Source organism: Serratia silvae (assembly GCF_023282985.1).
Lineage (GTDB): Bacteria > Pseudomonadota > Gammaproteobacteria > Enterobacterales > Enterobacteriaceae > Chania > Chania silvae.
Map to the genome: position 1 here is coordinate 130423 of NZ_JAGQDC010000008.1, position 14707 is coordinate 145129.

General features: G+C 54.4%; 12 protein-coding genes. 6 read left to right on the plus strand and 6 right to left on the minus strand.

Annotation, left to right across the window (positions count from 1 at the left end; all coding sequences use genetic code 11):
- Window positions 1-108: 108 nt before the first annotated feature.
- Complete coding sequence (gene pdhR / locus KAJ71_RS12075; protein WP_021179689.1) at window positions 109-873, minus strand: pyruvate dehydrogenase complex transcriptional repressor PdhR; 765 nt, start codon at window positions 871-873, stop codon at window positions 109-111.
- A gap of 605 nt (window positions 874-1478) precedes the next feature.
- Between pdhR and KAJ71_RS12080 the strand changes: the two genes are divergently transcribed.
- A complete protein-coding gene (locus KAJ71_RS12080) occupies window positions 1479-2855 on the plus strand; it encodes an amino acid permease (protein WP_248945952.1) in 1377 nt (458 codons plus the stop codon).
- A gap of 168 nt (window positions 2856-3023) precedes the next feature.
- On the opposite strand, the gene KAJ71_RS12085 is transcribed toward KAJ71_RS12080, so the two are convergent.
- From KAJ71_RS12085 to KAJ71_RS12095, 3 genes are read right to left on the minus strand one after another with little or no spacing between them, the layout of a single operon-like run.
- Window positions 3024-4265 (minus strand): c-type cytochrome, encoded by a 1242-nt coding sequence (locus KAJ71_RS12085; protein ID WP_248945953.1) that lies wholly within the window; start codon window positions 4263-4265, stop codon window positions 3024-3026.
- Window positions 4265-4816 (minus strand): (2Fe-2S)-binding protein, encoded by a 552-nt coding sequence (locus KAJ71_RS12090; RefSeq protein ID WP_248945954.1) that lies wholly within the window; start codon window positions 4814-4816, stop codon window positions 4265-4267. Before KAJ71_RS12090 ends, KAJ71_RS12085 begins: the two co-directional genes overlap by 1 nt.
- Window positions 4813-7602, minus strand: coding sequence for a xanthine dehydrogenase family protein molybdopterin-binding subunit (locus tag KAJ71_RS12095; protein ID WP_248945955.1), 2790 nt, complete (start codon window positions 7600-7602; stop codon window positions 4813-4815). Before KAJ71_RS12095 ends, KAJ71_RS12090 begins: the two co-directional genes overlap by 4 nt.
- Before the next feature lie 235 nt (window positions 7603-7837).
- On the opposite strand from KAJ71_RS12095, the gene KAJ71_RS12100 reads away from it, so the two are divergent.
- Entirely contained in the window at window positions 7838-8419 is a 582-nt protein-coding gene (locus KAJ71_RS12100) for a nucleotidyltransferase family protein (protein WP_248945956.1), read from the plus strand.
- Complete coding sequence (locus KAJ71_RS12105; RefSeq protein WP_248945957.1) at window positions 8419-9393, plus strand: XdhC family protein; 975 nt, start codon at window positions 8419-8421, stop codon at window positions 9391-9393. Before KAJ71_RS12100 ends, KAJ71_RS12105 begins: the two co-directional genes overlap by 1 nt.
- On the opposite strand, the gene KAJ71_RS12110 is transcribed toward KAJ71_RS12105, so the two are convergent.
- Both KAJ71_RS12110 and fumA read right to left on the minus strand, forming a co-directional pair.
- On the minus strand, window positions 9385-10272 hold the full coding sequence (locus KAJ71_RS12110; protein ID WP_248945958.1) for a helix-turn-helix domain-containing protein: 888 nt from the start codon (window positions 10270-10272) through the stop codon (window positions 9385-9387). The genes KAJ71_RS12105 and KAJ71_RS12110 overlap by 9 nt on opposite strands.
- A gap of 305 nt (window positions 10273-10577) precedes the next feature.
- Window positions 10578-12224 (minus strand): class I fumarate hydratase FumA, encoded by a 1647-nt coding sequence (gene fumA / locus KAJ71_RS12115; RefSeq protein ID WP_248945959.1) that lies wholly within the window; start codon window positions 12222-12224, stop codon window positions 10578-10580.
- Between the two features lie 367 nt (window positions 12225-12591).
- On the opposite strand from fumA, the gene KAJ71_RS12120 reads away from it, so the two are divergent.
- The 3 genes from KAJ71_RS12120 to rsmE all read left to right on the plus strand — a co-directional run bounded on the left by KAJ71_RS12120 (window position 12592) and on the right by rsmE (window position 14705).
- Window positions 12592-13092 carry a SprT family zinc-dependent metalloprotease gene (locus tag KAJ71_RS12120; RefSeq protein ID WP_248945960.1) on the plus strand — a complete coding sequence of 167 codons (501 nt, stop codon included), beginning with the start codon at window positions 12592-12594 and terminating at the stop codon, window positions 13090-13092.
- Between the two features lie 114 nt (window positions 13093-13206).
- The gene (gene endA, locus KAJ71_RS12125; protein ID WP_248945961.1) at window positions 13207-13905 is read left to right on the plus strand and encodes a deoxyribonuclease I; all 699 of its coding nucleotides are present in this window, start codon (window positions 13207-13209) and stop codon (window positions 13903-13905) included.
- Window positions 13906-13973: 68 nt separating this feature from the next.
- Window positions 13974-14705, plus strand: coding sequence for a 16S rRNA (uracil(1498)-N(3))-methyltransferase (gene rsmE, locus KAJ71_RS12130; RefSeq protein WP_248945962.1), 732 nt, complete (start codon window positions 13974-13976; stop codon window positions 14703-14705).
- Window positions 14706-14707: the final 2 nt, after the last annotated feature.

The window sequence follows — 14707 nt, forward strand, 5'->3', positions numbered from 1 at the left end:
CGTAAAACGCACGAAGACAGGCTCATCAGTTTGGTTGCCGCTTAAGTACTTAACTAAGCACTCCGAGCTTTATCTCTACAAGCTGGTGTGCCTTGAAGAGAACCACTCTTAATCCTTGCGTTGCTGGAGACGCCGCAGCGATCGATCACGCCGGGTGTGTTCCCTGCTGAGATCCAGCAAAATTTCCTCGATAAACGCCAAATGGCGGTGCGAGGCTTCACGGGCCTTTTCAGGTTCGCGTGCCACAATCGCCTCAAAAATCCCGGCGCGATGGCTACTCACTGTTGCCAACATCTCACGGCGCGAGTAGAGCAATTCAAAGTTCTGACGAACGTTCTGTTCCAACATCGGGCCCATACAGCGCAGCAGATGGAGTAACACAACGTTGTGGGCAGCCTCGGTCACGGCAATTTGATACTGCATGACCGCGTCGGCTTCGGCGTCTAGATCGCCGCTGTCCTGAGCTTGCTGGATCACATGATGGCAGTCGCGGATGCGCGCCAGATCTTCGTCAGTCCCACGCAACGCCGCATAATAGGCAGCGATACCTTCAAGAGCATGACGGGTTTCGAGCAGATCGAATTGTGATTCAGGATGATCGGCCAGCAGTTCAGCCAGCGGATCGCTGAAGCTCTGCCACAGATTAGTTTGTACAAAGGTGCCGCCTCCCTGGCGACGCAGGAGCAGCCCTTTAGCTTCCAGACGCTGAATTGCCTCTCTCAGAGAGGGACGGGAAACATCAAACTGTTTCGCCAGCTCGCGCTCTGGAGGCAGCTTTTCGCCTGGACGCAGCGTACCCTCGAGGATCAGGTATTCGAGTTGCTGCTCGATAACATCTGACAACTTGGGTTGGCGGATTTTGCTGTAGGCCATGGGTGATTTCTTCTCTGCGAAGTGCCCGGAGTCAATTGGTAATACCAATTTCAAAAACGTGACGGTAAAGTAACAAAGTATTCACCTCCTGTCCATATGGGCCTTGATCGAAATCATGAATGCCGTACATTTTAACACTTCAATCCATAAGCCTTTGCAAACCGGCAACTCAGCGTTGGTAATACCATTTACGAGGTAGCCGCCCAATTTAACTTTTGTGAAACCTCTGGTTAGAAGAATGCCCGGGTTATATGGCAAGGAGATTAAGGGTTATTTTCGCTTTATTACCGCTTACCCAGCCCCGCCCGTTAACAAAAAAACAACAATAATGGCGATTATTTTTGCCAATTCTGTGAGTTATTGCTTATTTCGTGCACGCAATCCTCCCGCTCGTCACACAACCCGCATTTTGTTGCCTAAACTGCTGCAATCTTCATCATTCGAACAACAAAGCAGGTGCAAACTTTCGCACATACCATTATTCTCTGCCAAACGGTAGCGACGCCGTGGAATTTATAGCTATAACGTCGTAAACAAAAAACAACACACATCGTAATCATTACTTTACTGTAATGAACATTATGTCAGCACAGAGGGTTTCATTAATGGATGGTCAACAGCATGGCGACCAGTTGAAGCGCGGCCTAAAAAACCGCCATATCCAGCTGATCGCCTTAGGTGGCGCTATAGGTACCGGCCTGTTCCTCGGTATCGCTCAAACAATAAAAATGGCCGGCCCGTCGGTCATCCTTGGTTATGCAATTGGCGGTTTTATTGCCTTCCTGATCATGCGTCAACTGGGTGAAATGGTGGTAGAGGAGCCGGTGGCCGGTTCCTTCAGCCACTTCGCCTATAAATACTGGGGGAACTTCGCCGGTTTTGCGTCCGGCTGGAACTACTGGGTGCTGTACGTGCTGGTTGCCATGGCGGAACTGACCGCGGTGGGCATTTATGTGCAGTACTGGTGGCCGGATATCCCAACCTGGATCTCCGCCGCCGTGTTCTTCCTGGCAATCAACGCCATCAACCTGTCGAGTGTGAAGGTCTATGGTGAAATGGAGTTTTGGTTCGCCATCATCAAAGTGGTCGCTATCATTGGCATGATCGCCTTTGGTGCCTACCTGCTGTTCAGCGGCCTGGGCGGCCCGGAAGCCAGCGTCACCAACCTGTGGGCCCAGGGCGGTTTCTTCCCGAACGGCACCATGGGGCTGCTCATGGCGATGGCAGTGATCATGTTCTCCTTCGGTGGATTGGAGCTGGTGGGCATTACCGCCGCCGAAGCCGATAACCCTGAGAAGAGCATTCCTAAAGCGACCAACCAGGTGATCTACCGCATCCTGCTGTTCTATATCGGCTCGCTGACTATTCTGCTGTCACTCTATCCGTGGGGCAAAGTGGTCGAAGGCGGCAGCCCGTTCGTACTGATCTTCCATGCGCTGAACAGTAATATGGTCGCAACGGTGCTCAATATCGTGGTGCTGACGGCCGCGCTGTCGGTCTACAACAGCTGCGTCTATTGCAACAGCCGCATGCTGTACGGTTTGGCCAAACAGGGCAATGGCCCGAAAGCCCTGCTGAAAGTAGATAGCCGCGGTGTGCCGGTAGTTGCCATTGGTTTCTCCGCGTTGGCAACCGCGCTGTGCGTGCTGATTAACTACCTGATCCCAGGCCGCGCCTTTGAGCTACTGATGGCGCTGGTGGTGTCTGCCCTGGTGATCAACTGGGCGATGATCAGCCTGGCACACCTGAAATTCCGCAAAGCTAAAAATCATGAAGGCGTCGAGCCGAAGTTCAAGGCCTTCTGGTATCCGTTCAGTAACTATCTGTGCCTGGCCTTTTTGGCTGGCATTCTGGTGATCATGTATCTGACTCCGGGGATTCAGATTTCCGTGCTACTGATCCCGGTGTGGCTCGCTATTCTCGGTATCGGTTACTTCATCAAGCAACGTGGCCAACAACCGGCCAGTGCCGCAAGCCGTTAATTTTTTAAAGTGATTATCAAGCCCGCCAACGCGGGCTTTTTTTACCCTACGCATTTCGCAAACTGCCTCACACTTCTTCCCGCCACGGCACAGGATCAGAACTCGTTGTAAAGCTGTACTTGACCACTGCGGTGTACCAGCCCCCTTCCTATGGGGGCTGCAACCTTGTTAATGAGCTTTGCGCAGTGCCTTCACCTGCTCGGCGGTGATATCCGCTGGCAACCCACCCCAGGTGACTCGCAGATAATTCACCAGCTCGGCAATTTGCGCATCATCCAGACGATCGGCAAAGCCCGGCATGCTCTGCATACTTTCGTTGCCGGGGAATTGCTGGGCTGGTAACCCATCCAGCACCGACACGATCAGGTTCTTGCCGTCTGGTTGGCGCAGCGTGGCATTATCACGCATCGCCACCGCCACGTGCGGTTTACCCGCGCCATCACGCTCATGGCAGGCGGAACACTGATCGAGATAGGTGATACGCCCGGCATCGCTGCCCTGTCCGATTTTAGCGGCAACCGGCTGTGGTGGTTTATCTCCCATCAGGTAAGTTACCAACGCCCGATGATCTTGCGGCGTCAAATGGCGAGTGCTGAGATCGACCACCATGTGCATTTCGCTAAACGCCGAGCCCTGTGGCGCTAACCCGGTGCTGAGGAAACGGCTCAGATCCTCTGGCGTCCAGCCACGCTGTGCCAAAGCTTGTGGCGTGATATCCGGTGCGATAAACCGCCCCAGATCGCCGCCCTGCATTGGCTTGCTCAGTTCCATCTGCCCCAGCATGCCCCGTGGCGTATGGCATTCACCACAGTGCCCAAGCACGTCGGACAGGTAACGGCCACGCTGCCATTCGGCGGAGTTCCCCTGAGAACTGGCTGGTAATGGATCGCTGTTGCGGAACAGCAAATTCCAACCGATCAGCGCCATCCGTTGGTTGAACGGGAATGGCATATCGTTGGCAGGAATGGCCACATCCACCGCCGGGCGCGACATCAGATAGGAATAAATAGCATCCGCATCCTCACGCGAAATGCCTTTGTAGGAGGTATAAGGCATCGCCGGGTACAGATGGCGGCCACCCGGAGCAACCCCCTGTGTCAACGCCAGGAAGAAATCATCCTTGGTCCAGCGGCCAATACCCTGGTCGGCGGAAGGCGTCAGGTTGCTGCCATAAATGGTGCCGAACGGGGTATCCAGCGGATAACCTCCCGCCAGCGGTGCCCCACCAGCGGCGGTATGGCAGGCGGCGCAGTCGGCAGCCTGCGTCAGGTAACGCCCACGAGCAATCTGTTCGCTGCTGGCGGTCACCTGCTGGACTGGGCCGTCGTAGCTGCGGTTTTCCCGCCACCACAGCACGGCGATAACAATCGCCGCAATCAGCACAATCAACAATGCGAGACGTTTTTTCATTACACCGTCTCCTTCAGCAAGCCAGGGGTTTTCAACACCACGTCACGCACCGCTTCGTAATAACGGACATAACCGGTGCAACGGCAGATATGGTTTTCCAACGCCTGCTCAATCGCGCCTTCCAACTGGTCACGCAAGATTGGCTCACGCTGGAGCTTCTCGACAAAGATGGTGGCCGCATTGACAAAGCCCGGCGTGCAATAGCCGCACTGGAAGCTGTAATGATCGAGGAACGACTGCTGGATCGGCGAGAGTTCGACCACTTCGCCCTGATTATCCACCTCCGCATGGCCCTCAATGGTACGCACCTGTTTACCATTGAAAAAGTGAGCGCCGGTGATACAGGTACGGATTTCTTCGCTGGTGCCGCTTGGATGGTCGAGGATCGCCACGCAGGCGTGGCAGATGCCCTGGCCGCAGCCAAGGCGTGAGCCGGTCAGATCGAGATATTCATGCAGAAAATCGATCATCATCAGCCCTTCCGGTACCTCGACGGGGCCATATTGTTTGCCGTTAACGGTCAGGGTAATGGGTTGGGTTTTAATGCTCATGGTAACACCTCAAGAATATTTTCGGCACGGACAGGCAAATCACGGAAACGATGACCGGTGGCGTGGGCAATGGCGTTAACCAATGCGGCGACCACTGGGATCATGACTACTTCCGCCATTCCTTTCGGCGGATCGGTTTCCGACAACGCTGGCAGGATGTCACCGGTCTGTTTCCAGACCGCCACATCGCTGGCGCGCGGCAAATGGTAACGGTTAAAGTTCCAGGTGCCGTTACCCGGCCCATCTTCGTACAGCGGTAAATACTCATGCAGCGCATGGCCAATACCCATCGCCAAACCACCCTGCAACTGGCCAGAAACCAGCTCAGGCACGATCAGGTTGCCGCACTCCATAATCGAATGATGATTCAGCAGTTCAACCTTACCGGTAGCGATATCCACCGCTATTTCCGTCAGCGTACCCACGGCGCTGTAATAGGTCACAGCGGCATTATTACGTTGGGTTGGCGGGTAATAAACCTGCTCACGTGCCAGAGTGCTGAATTCGCCGTTGCCAATGCGTACCGACAAACCGTCAACAGGCAGGCGCTCACTGTGATTATTCAGCTTGAAGTCCGCTTCAGCCCACTGCCAGCGATTGAAGACGTGCACGACTGCGCCAGTCAGGTTGCCCATCTGATAGGCTTTCTTAGCCAACAGCTCAAACGGCAATATCTGCATACCGGCCGCCGTCAGGCCACCTTCGACCCAGCGAGCATCTTCTTTACGCACCACCAGCGGTGCCGCCTGGCCACCACCAATACCAGACTGCCAGATAGACAGCGCGGCAGGCCACAGCCCTTGTTCAAACACCAACCGGGCCGCTTCACGCGTGCTGTGCGAGAAATAGTAAGCGGAGTTACTGGCGCTGGAAGGTGAACAGTAGCTTGGCGTCCAGTTCGGATTGGTTTGCAGCTTGTCCTGCTCATCCTGCGACATCGTGTAGGGATCGCCACTGGTCACCATCGGTAACAGCGCCCAATCGGTCACCGAGAAATGAGCTTCATCCGCCGGTTTCCCCAGCCATTGCGCACATAGTACCGACTGCGACGTCGACATACCGGTGCCCATTTCGGCCCCGCTGTGATACAGCGAGATACGCCCGTCCTCGCTGAACTCCACGCGAGCAAAGGAGGTTTCGGCCCCGGTACCAAAATCTTTCTGCACACAGCCAAAGCCTACGCCATAGCGTTTGCCGGGATTCTGGCTTTCAAACTCCACCTTGCGTTCGGCGCGTTTGCGCCACATCTCATGCTGTGAGGCTTTCACCAGTACTTCATCGGCGCGAATAGCCCCTGCCGGGATCGCCCCCTGGGTGTTTTTCATGCCGGACTTAAGCACGTTGCGCAAACGGAACTCGATTGGATCGAGCTTCAGCTCCTGTGCCAATTCGTCCATCATCATCTCGGTGGCGGCCATGCTTTGCAACGTGCCGTAACCGCGTGCGGAGCCAGCATCGATGGCACGAGAGGCCAGCCCGACCGAGGAAAGATCGCTTTTCGGGAAGTAGTAAATCGACTGGGCTGCCGTCGCGCCAACCATCACCACCGATGGCGTAAAGTTACAGCGCCCGCCACCGTCGGCGGTCATCGCCCCTTGGAAGGCCTGCAATACGCCGGTCTGCTTGTCTACCGCAATGCGGTAATCCATATCGAAGGCATGGCGCTTGATCGAGGTCTGGAACTGCTCATAGCGGTCATTAGCCAGCCGCACCGGTAGCCCGTCACCGTACAGCGCGGCAACCGCACCGTAATACGGGAAGTTATAGTGATCTTTCGAGCCGTAGCCCACGGTGTAACAAGGGTGCAGGATCAGCTGTTTGACCGGCTGATGACGTTTGGCCAACATGCGTGGCATTTCGTCCGCCACCTCCTGCGGGGACTGGGTCGGGATCACCAGATGCAGGGTCTGGCTGGCAGTATCAAACCAGCCATTGGCGTTGTCCGGCTCCAGGGCCGAAGTATCAACGGATTGCGTGGTATAACGGCGTGACATTACCAACCAGTCCTGCGGTGGGGTTTGCAGTTGATCGGCTATCATCCCGGCGTAATACATGCCTTCCTGATCCAGCTTGCCGCCCTCACGCCCTTCTGGCCATACCGGCAGATGTCTACGCATCGACAGCGGGAAGATCGGCGTATCTTTCAGGCTGGAGAAGCGATCGTCATCGAATGGCTGTTCGCCCCCGACGCGCACGTAGCGGAAGCTGCCCCAAGGATCGCGCTGTAACGGGCCGGTTTCATTACCATACTGGATCACTTCGTCGTGGAATTTCAGCTTGTCTTTAGCAAAGCGGAAACGAGCAAAATCATGATAGATCAGGATTGCCACCGCATGGCCGAGATAGGCTGGGGTTTTCCCCGTAGGCAGCAGCATGTCATCGCCATAAAACGCCGGGAAGGCCAAACCGTCTCGCTCAAGATCTTCCGCCGTCACTAAACGATCCGGTTGCAGATCGTCACCTAGCAGGGAGAGATCGATACCGGTAAACAGACGATCAGCTTTAGTCGCGCGCAGAATAAAGGCATGAGCCTGCTGCTGCGGCCAGTGCGGCATATCAACGGCGCGAATATCGCGGGCAAACACTTTCTGACCCATGACCTTGGAACGGCCATCAATACGGTAGCGTATACGTTTGGTCTGCGCATCCCAGTTCGGTGATTGCAGGATCTTCTGCTCAAACAGAGCAGCATAGGCGCGGCTGTAGAGGGGGGCGAGGTAGACGGACACCCCCGCTATCACGGCCCCCTTGATAAAGCGGCGTCGCGACGGGTTGAAATTGCTCATAAAATATCCTTTACGTTCTTATCTACCCTTAGCATCCAGATGCGGGCATTAACGCCGTCACCCGAAGACTGTAGGTAAGTCGTTTTTTTTATCGGTTCTGTTGCGCAAGCGCTGGTAACCTTGCCGGAAACATTATAATCATATGCTTATAACCAAAATAATGTGAGCATTAACATTTAGTTTTCATAAAATGATTTTATAGTGTGGTTGATTTGCGCAAATGCAGGCAGACAAGATGACGACAGGTATCGTGATTACCGCCGCCGGACGGGGTGAACGCTTCATTCAGGCCGGTGGCAATGGTAATAAGCTTAACGCCCTATTGCAGGGCAAGACGGTGTTCGAACATACGCTGCAACAGGCGCTGGCCTCCGGCTTACCAGTGCAGGTCGTCACCCGGCCAGAAAATCTACTGGTGCAACAGGTTTGTGCTGCGCATCAGGTTCCCTGTACCTTACTGGCCAGCGGTGGGCTGGGTGAGTCTATTGCCACGGGCGTTGCCGCAACCGCAAACTGGGACGGCTGGCTGATCCATTTAGCGGATATGCCTTTTGTCTCGCCGCAGATCTTTGTGCAAGTTGCCGCCGCCCTGCGCCAACATAGCATCGTACGTCCCAGCTTCCAGGAACAACCCGGCCACCCGGTGGGGTTCACCGCCATTTTGCGCAAACAACTGTGTGTATTGCGTGGCGATAATGGCGCGCGGGAACTGCTACGCAGTCACGGGCAGGTTTACCTGCTCCATCTCGACCAACCGGGCATCGTGCAAGATATCGATCTCCCCTCTCAGCTAGTGGCCAGCGAGTCCAAAAATTAATGCAACACCTTGATATCACCGTAGTCGGCCAGGCAATAAACTGGCTGGAACAGCAGTCGGTATGGCTATGTACCGTATTGAACACTTATGGCTCATCACCACGTTCTCCTGGCGCTTTGATGGTGGCCACCCGTGACGGACACTATTGTGGATCGTTATCCGGGGGCTGCGTGGAAGAGGACTTTTTGCGCCGTCTGGCAGAAGGGGAATATCAAGCGGCCAGCCAGGTGATCCGCTACGGTGCTGGCGGGCTAACCCCCAGCGTGGCGCTGCCCTGTGGTGGCGTACTAGACGTGCTGATCGAACATCTGCCCGCAGGCCCTGCCAGCATTAGCTACCTACGCAATATCGCTGAGGCACTGGCTGGCCATCATGCCCTGGTCAAACACCTGACCTTGCCCAATGCCTGTAGCGCGCTGGAAACCACCAGCTTTGCCAGCGCCACCCAAGTCGTGCGCAACCAACAGGAGATCCAGTTGCACATCGCCGCCGCTCCTCGGTTGCTGATTGCCGGGCTTTCCAGCGTGGCGCTGTATTGCGCCGACTTTGCCAGCGCACTCGGCTTTGAAGTGCTGGTTTGCGAAAGCCGCCCGGAAGCATTGGAAAACTTCGCTACGCAGCTCAAGCCACATATCACCTTGCTGCGCCAGTTCCCGGCCAAATTCATTGAGAAAGGCGGCTGCCACGCCAACACCGCGATTGTGGCACTGACACACGATCCGCGCATGGATGACTTAACCCTGATGGAGGCGATCCACACCCCGGCGTTTTACATCGGCGCGATGGGTTCCCAACGGAACAGCGATCGCCGCCGCCAACGGCTGCAACAGATCGCCGAATTCAGCCCGCAAGAGCTTGACCGTATCCACGCGCCGATCGGCCTGCCGCTTGGCAGTAAAACTCCGGCGGAGATCGCTCTGGCCGTGATGGCCGATATCGTGCAGCAGAAGAATCACGTTCGTCAGTTAGCGTGAGCCAGCCTTCTCTGCGAAGGCTTTGTCTGGCACTATCGGGATTAGATACTCATATTCCAGGTACAGCTCTTCACCGCCATCAAGCGAGTAGCTATGCTGCGCGATATCGTACCCTTCCCGGCGTACCAGATTAAACTGCGGCAGAAGTTTGGTATAAACGCTGGCGATATACTCGTGAAGGGCCACCGGCTTGCCAGCATAGCGAAAGCGGCAATAATCGCCGCTGATTTCCGGTAGTTCCTGCAACGATTTACCTTTGGCGATCGCTTTATCTACCGCAACAAAATAGTCGACCTTCACCCGCGCACCATCCGGCGTAAAATTGGTTAGCGCATAAAGTTTGTCTGGATGTAAATGAAACTCATCACAAAAACGCTCCCTTATTTCATTACGAATTGCCGCGTGAGATTTGCCCAACTGTTCAATATCGATGTGATAAGAATAATACTGACCGACCAGCGAGTAGCTGTCTGGTTTAACCTCAACATAGTCAATAGAGATATCGCTAGGTTGATTCAGCGACAGCGATTGTACCAAATGGCTGAAATCACAATTCCGTGCCTTGCGATAGCTGCTGGGCGTTTGGGAAAAATGTTTTTTGAAACAGCGTGAGAATGTCTGTTGGGAATCGAACTGATACTCCAACGAAATATCCAGGATGCTTTTCTGCGTAAAGCGTAACGAGAAGGCCGCCAGATAGAGGCGACGGGCGCGGATATAAGCAGCAAGTGGCAGGTTGGTCTGTTGGCGGAACATACGCTGCAGATACCATTTGGAATAGCCGGATTTATCGCAAACAATATCCAGTGATAGTGGGTTGCGTAGGTTGTTTTCTATCCAGACCAGTAATTCTTTGATATGCGTTTCCTGCGTCACCATTACTTTTCCCAGCCAAAATTGTCCACGGTAATGGTATACAGATTTATTTATAGCGTCCAAAGCGACGACACTATTTTACAAAGGCTAACGAATTCATCACAAACATCACAGATTGTTACTCAAAGTAAAAACCGCCCACCAGGCGTAATGCCCGTCAGTTAAGCACTTTTATGAATATAAATTCATATTTTTGCTTAACAGGATAACGAAGGAATCAGGCTTGCAGCCCTGTTTTCCTTCATCGAGGCCCTGATTTAACGGACTTCGATTCCTTAACTGACCGGCATGAGCGGCTATCAATCAGCTTACTTCACACAGCGCGTACATTGAGATTCCTGGATCTTCTGGAAGAAATCATTACCTTTGTCGTCCACCAGAATAAAGGCCGGGAAATCTTCCACTTCGATTTTCCAGATCGCTTCCATACCCAGTTCAGGATATTCCACGCACTCCAGGCTCTTGATGCTCTGCTGTGCCAGCACCGCCGCCGGGCCGCCAATGCTGCCAAGATAGAATCCGCCGTGCTTGTGGCAAGCATCCGTCACCTGTTGGCTGCGGTTACCTTTGGCCAGCATGATCATGCTGCCGCCGTGTGACTGCAACAGATCGACATAGGAGTCCATACGCCCTGCCGTGGTCGGCCCCAGAGAACCTGAAGCATAGCCTTCTGGCGTTTTGGCCGGCCCCGCATAATAGATCGGGTGATCTTTCACGTACTGCGGCAAACCTTCCCCACGATCCAGACGCTCTTTCAGCTTCGCGTGGGCAATATCACGCCCAACGATGATGGTACCGCTCAGGGAAAGACGGGTAGAAACCGGATATTGCGACAGCTGTTTGAGGATATCGCTCATCGGGCGGTTCAGATCCACCTTGATCGCTTCCCCTTCACCCGCGCGGCGCAGTTCCTGCGGAATAAATTTACCTGGATTATGCTCCAGTTTCTCCAGCCAGATCCCCTCACGGTTGATCTTGCCTTTGATATTACGGTCTGCGGAGCAAGAAACCCCCATCCCCACCGGGCAAGAAGCGCCATGGCGTGGCAAACGCACTACGCGCACGTCGTGAGCAAAGTATTTGCCACCAAACTGTGCACCCAGGCCCAAATTCTGGGCTTCTTTCAGCAGTTCCTGTTCCAGCGCCACATCGCGGAATGCCTGGCCATGCTCGTTGCCTTCGGTCGGCAGCGCATCATAGTATTTGGTTGAAGCCAGCTTCACGGTTTTCAGCGTGGCTTCCGCCGAGGTGCCGCCAATCACGAAGGCCACGTGGTACGGTGGGCAAGCCGCGGTACCCAAAGTACGCATCTTGTCGACCAGATAGTCTTTCAGCTTACCCGGTGACAGCAGTGCCTTGGTTTCCTGATACAGATAGGTTTTGTTGGCCGAACCACCGCCCTTGGCGATGCACAGGAATTTATACTCGTCACCATCTACGCTGTAGAGGTCGATCTGCGCAGGCAGGTTGCTGCCGGTATTGACCTCTTGGTACATATCCAACGCAGCGTTTTGCGAATAGCGTAGGTTGTCTTCGATAAAGGTGTTGTACACCCCACGCGACAGGGCTTCTTCGTCCCCGCCACCGGTCCAGACGCGCTGACCCTTTTTACCCATGATGATCGCCGTGCCGGTATCCTGGCAGGTCGGCAAAATACCCTTGGCGGCGATTTCTGAGTTACGCAAAAATTGCAGCGCAACGTACTTGTCGTTCTCACTGGCATCTGGGTCATTGAGGATATCCGCCACCTGCTGCTGATGCGCTGGGCGCAGCATGAACGAGGCATCGTGGAAAGCGTGCTGGGCTAGCAGGGTCAGGGCTTGCGGGTCAACCTTGAGCACTTCCTGACCGGCAAATTCGCCGACGGAAACGTGGTCACGGCTTAGCAGATAGTATTCGGTATCGTCTTTCTTCAGCGGGAACGGATCTTGATAATGGAACGGTTTATTCGACATTGATCTCTCACTTGCAACATCAGCTGCGTTAAATTCACACTTACCCAGCGTGCTCGGGGCGCGCTGCGTCAAAAAAACTCCCCACACCTTACGTATTTTTAGGTAGTCAGTTATTGCGCCAAATCGCAAATTAACCTCTATTAACGTAGGGATATAGTGCTGGCGATGTTTTTCTGACCTCATCCGGTGAGAACTGCGGGTACAGACTCATCATGCACGGATTATTATCCCGCAGTTAACACAATGATTACAATCTATGTGAGTCGATCAGCTTATCATTGTGGGAAAATAGCTGCGCCGCCCCAGAAACGATTTCCTTGCCGCTCCCGTTGCCAGCCGTCGCATCATTGCTTAAGCTAGCGCCACTATGAACAGAGTAAGAATCCCTATAGCGCTGCAACAGGCGGTAATGCGCTGCCTGCGAGACAAGTTGCAGCTGGCGCAGCAGCATTTTGCCGTCGAGTTCCCAGAACCAAAGATCCTGTATCAACAACGCGGCACCAGCGCGGGTACCGCCTGGCTGCAAGCCTGGGAAATCCGCCTCAATCCGGTGCTGCTGATGGAAAACCAACAGCCGTTTATCGACGAAGTGGTCCCCCATGAGTTGGCTCATCTGCTGGTCTTCCGCCAGTTTGGCCGTGTGCCACCGCATGGCCGGGAATGGCGCTGGATGATGGAAAGCGTATTACAGGTTCCCGCCAGCCGTACCCACCAGTTTGAAACCCGTTCGGTACAGAGCAAAACCTTTCCCTACCGCTGCCATTGCCAGCAACATCAACTAACCCTGCGCCGCCATAATCGAGTGATGCGCGGTGAGAGCGAATACCGCTGCCGCCAGTGCGGTGAAAAACTGACATTTTCCGGTTAGTCAAAGCCGTTAAAAAAAATATTTATAAGAAAAAACAATCTACTACCTACAGTTGCTACCGCCGGAGACTTCCGTTACCCTGCCTGCCTTTCCAATTTTGAGCTGTTTTGGAATATGCATCGCAAAATTTTATTCATGGTCGTATTAACGGCCTCCAGCGGCACGCTAGCCAAAGGAATTAATAACTTTACCCAGGCCAAGGCTGCCGCTGCCAAAATCAACCAGGGTGCCCCCGGCAGCTTTTACTGTGGCTGCAAGATCGACTGGCAAGGTAAGAAAGGCATTCCCGATCTCAATAGTTGCGGCTATCAGGTACGTAAAAATGCCCAACGCGCCGGGCGTATCGAGTGGGAGCATGTGGTTCCGGCTTGGCAGTTCGGCCATCAGTTGCAGTGCTGGCAGCATGGTGGACGTAAAAACTGCAATAAAGATCCGGTTTATCGCCAGATGGAGATCGATATGCACAACCTGCAACCCGCTATCGGCGAAGTCAACGGTGATCGCAATAACTTTATGTACAGCCAGTGGCGTGGCGGTGAAGGGCAATACGGACAGTGCCAGATGAAGGTAGACTTCAAGAACAAGCAGGCTGAGCCACCGGCCCGTGCGCGAGGCGCAATCGCCCGCACCTACTTCTACATGCGCGATCGCTACCAACTGCCGCTTTCACGCCAGCAAACCCAGCTGTTTGAAGCCTGGAACAGGCTGTATCCGGTCAGCGCCTGGGAATGTCAACGTGAAGAACGCATCGCCACGGTGCAAAGGAATCACAACCCTTATATTCAACAAGCTTGTCAGCAGCAAAAAGGCTGACCTACTATAGTGTTTTCGCGTTGCCCTCTGGCAGCGCCGTTTCATTGAGCCAGGATCTGACAATCATTATGCGTAAACCCCGCATTTACCATCCAGAGCCCTTGAGCGCCAGTGCAGAAATTGCATTGAGCGAGGATGCCGCCAATCATGTCGGCCGCGTGCTGCGGATGAGCGCCGGGCAGGCACTACAACTGTTCGATGGCAGCAACCAGGTATTTGAGGCAGAAATCACCCGGGTGGACAAAAAGAACGTGCTGGTTCAGGTCAACGCCGGGCAACAGGAAGATCGCGAATCACCGCTCAATTTACATCTTGGCCAGGTGATCTCCCGTGGCGAAAAGATGGAATTCACCATCCAGAAATCCATTGAGTTGGGGGTGAACGTAATCACTCCGCTATTTTCCGAACGCTGCGGCGTTAAACTCGACGGTGAACGCCTGGAGAAAAAGCGCCAGCAGTGGCAAAAAATCGCCATTGCGGCCTGCGAGCAATGTGGCCGCAATCGCATTCCGGAAATTCGCCCAGCAATGTCTCTGGAACACTGGTGCGCCGAGCAGGACGAAAGCCTCAAGCTGAACCTGCACCCACGCGCCAGCCAAAGTATCAATACCCTGCCGTTGCCGGTAGTGAGCGTGCGTCTGCTCATTGGGCCGGAGGGCGGATTATCCACCGAAGAAATTGCCATGACCACAGACTATGGATTTACTGATATCCTGCTGGGGCCACGCGTTTTGCGTACAGAAACCACCGCGCTCACCGCAATTACCGCTTTGCAGGTCCGTTTCGGCGACCTGGGCTAAGG

Bases quoted from the DNA above. Each gene is read 5' to 3' on its own strand.
- KAJ71_RS12080 (WP_248945952.1), top strand. From the start codon at position 1,479: ATGGATGGTCAACAGCATGGCGACCAGTTGAAGCGCGGCCTAAAAAAC.
- KAJ71_RS12120 (WP_248945960.1), top strand. From the start codon at position 12,592: ATGAACAGAGTAAGAATCCCTATAGCGCTGCAACAGGCGGTAATGCGC.
- pdhR (WP_021179689.1), bottom strand. From the start codon at position 873: ATGGCCTACAGCAAAATCCGCCAACCCAAGTTGTCAGATGTTATCGAG.
- KAJ71_RS12090 (WP_248945954.1), bottom strand. From the start codon at position 4,816: ATGAGCATTAAAACCCAACCCATTACCCTGACCGTTAACGGCAAACAA.
- fumA (WP_248945959.1), bottom strand. From the start codon at position 12,224: ATGTCGAATAAACCGTTCCATTATCAAGATCCGTTCCCGCTGAAGAAA.
- KAJ71_RS12100 (WP_248945956.1), top strand. From the start codon at position 7,838: ATGACGACAGGTATCGTGATTACCGCCGCCGGACGGGGTGAACGCTTC.
- KAJ71_RS12085 (WP_248945953.1), bottom strand. From the start codon at position 4,265: ATGAAAAAACGTCTCGCATTGTTGATTGTGCTGATTGCGGCGATTGTT.
- KAJ71_RS12105 (WP_248945957.1), top strand. From the start codon at position 8,419: ATGCAACACCTTGATATCACCGTAGTCGGCCAGGCAATAAACTGGCTG.
- rsmE (WP_248945962.1), top strand. From the start codon at position 13,974: ATGCGTAAACCCCGCATTTACCATCCAGAGCCCTTGAGCGCCAGTGCA.
- endA (WP_248945961.1), top strand. From the start codon at position 13,207: ATGCATCGCAAAATTTTATTCATGGTCGTATTAACGGCCTCCAGCGGC.
- KAJ71_RS12110 (WP_248945958.1), bottom strand. From the start codon at position 10,272: ATGGTGACGCAGGAAACGCATATCAAAGAATTACTGGTCTGGATAGAA.
- KAJ71_RS12095 (WP_248945955.1), bottom strand. From the start codon at position 7,602: ATGAGCAATTTCAACCCGTCGCGACGCCGCTTTATCAAGGGGGCCGTG.